Genomic DNA, 1,251 nt, shown 5'->3' on the forward strand with positions numbered 1-1,251 from the left:
TCCTCTGTCATGGGTCGACCCATTAGGCTTAGCAGGATGTTCTACCACACTTGGTAGGAACATGATGGAGGCGATGGGACTGCCGCGTTCTACGAAATGGACTGGGCATCAAGCCCACCATATAATCCCGAAAGAATTAGCTAACCATCCAGCATTAAAGAAGATCAAATATTATATTGACGATGCCGGAAACGGTATCTTCCTCAGAAGAGTCGATGATGGCACTAGTGCGATGGCAAGGCATCAGGGAAGTCATGATGGATATACACAAGCAGTTAAAAATGCTTTAGATAAAATAGATCTTAATCAATCTAAAGGCGCTATTTTGAATCAAGTGAAAGAAATCCAAGGAATTTCTCGGAAAGGGTTAGAGAATGGCCACCCAATCAGACCACTTGATATGGATAAAGCAGGTGGTGCATTAGGAAATGGAAAGGTTAATGCTGTCTGGACTAATATTTTCACTAAAGGTGGCTGGTAATGGATCAAAGATACATAATCGAACCTATTGAATTTGCATTTACAAATGCTCTCTTTAAAGGGTTGTCTGAAGCTATAAGCCAGAAGGTTATTGTTATTAATAATGTTGATGATGCTTATAAGTATGCGTTTGAGCAGAACCTCCCATCGGGTTATAAAGTTTGGAATGATACGATTGAACAATGTCGTAAATCTTTAAGGAAAAATAAGAAGTTCCAAGAGGCTTATGATTTTGTTAATGGTAATCTTGAAAGTTTACAGGTTAAAAATGCATCATCACTTATTGAGTTTAGAAAGAAGAGAATAAAGAAAACGAATACCGCTCATGATGACTTTATTTTCTCTGAAGCTAAAGAAGATGCGTTTTTTGTATTGTCTACAGTAGCGGTCAATAGATACTTAGATAACTTTATAAAAGACTCCTTTCTTGAAGATATATATGCACTTTACAAAGCAGGTGCGTGGCCGTGTGGTATGAAAGGAAGTGTCATCTTGGTTTTTGACCCAGCATCGCTTAGTTAATATTATTAACTCTTTAGATTAAATGTGTAAATAAAAGCCGGGAAGGGCCTCTTTGGGTCTTCCCGGCTATTTTTTTATCTGTTGTTACGTCACAGATTACCCTGCCGAACCTTAATCACCACCTGACCAGGCATCACGCTGATCGCCAGCGGTTGCCCGGTCAGGCCGCACTGCGTCAGCCAGTTCTCTGGCAGAGACAGCTTGCCGTTATCCCGTATCTAGTTCACGTAACCACAGCCAGCCAGAACC

The 1,251-nt window shown here is 40.5% G+C and carries 3 protein-coding genes; 2 read left to right on the forward strand and 1 reads right to left on the reverse strand.

Annotated elements, in window-relative coordinates:
* The coding region (locus ACQ4OC_RS19500) for an AHH domain-containing protein (RefSeq protein WP_430971557.1) at positions 1–481 on the forward strand (481 nt) is incomplete at its 5' end.
* Complete coding sequence (locus tag ACQ4OC_RS19505; RefSeq protein ID WP_064512417.1) at positions 481–1,002, forward strand: hypothetical protein; 522 nt, start codon at positions 481–483, stop codon at positions 1,000–1,002. The genes ACQ4OC_RS19500 and ACQ4OC_RS19505, both read left to right, overlap by 1 nt.
* An 89-nt stretch (positions 1,003–1,091) precedes the next feature.
* Here the strand turns inward: ACQ4OC_RS19505 and ACQ4OC_RS19510 are convergent, their stop codons facing one another.
* Positions 1,092–1,220 carry a SymE family type I addiction module toxin gene (locus ACQ4OC_RS19510; RefSeq protein WP_071925632.1) on the reverse strand — a complete coding sequence of 43 codons (129 nt, stop codon included), beginning with the start codon at positions 1,218–1,220 and terminating at the stop codon, positions 1,092–1,094.
* Positions 1,221–1,251: the final 31 nt, after the last annotated feature.

The organism is Yersinia sp. J1 (assembly GCF_050586585.1).
In the GTDB taxonomy this organism is placed as follows: domain Bacteria; phylum Pseudomonadota; class Gammaproteobacteria; order Enterobacterales; family Enterobacteriaceae; genus Yersinia; species Yersinia entomophaga.

Bases quoted from the DNA above. Each gene is read 5' to 3' on its own strand.
- ACQ4OC_RS19505 (WP_064512417.1), top strand. From the start codon at position 481: ATGGATCAAAGATACATAATCGAACCTATTGAATTTGCATTTACAAAT.